Here is a 314-nt window from a genome sequence, read left to right as displayed (position 1 = left end):
AGAAATGATGTTACCTAACCTGAACGCTCCTTTGTATGTGGATGCTTCTGGTAAATTAACAGCAGATACAGTGGCAAGTTTCCAGTCGCAGGCACAATTGCGCGTGGAGCAGATGGCCAAGGATGGTGAGCTTTCAGATTACAGCATTACCATCAATCCTGATCAGGATGTTCTTAGCACTTCTACTTTATCAATTGATGTAAAGTTGGTTCCTGTAGGTGTAGCTAGAGAGATTAAAGTAAATATAGGTTTTTCAGTACAATTATAAGTAATAAAACATGATCCCATTAATTAACGGAAGGTCATACGACTGG

Annotated in this window: 1 protein-coding gene; it reads left to right on the top strand. The window is 39.5% G+C overall.

Annotation, left to right across the window (positions count from 1 at the left end; translation table 11 throughout):
* The coding region (locus tag E1171_RS23070) for a DUF2586 family protein (protein WP_222931260.1) at positions 1-268 on the top strand (268 nt) is incomplete at its 5' end.
* Positions 269-314: the final 46 nt, after the last annotated feature.

The organism is Xanthovirga aplysinae, from assembly GCF_009711365.1.
GTDB classification, from domain to species: domain Bacteria; phylum Bacteroidota; class Bacteroidia; order Cytophagales; family Cyclobacteriaceae; genus Xanthovirga; species Xanthovirga aplysinae.
This window is presented reverse-complemented; position numbering and strand designations above follow the sequence as displayed.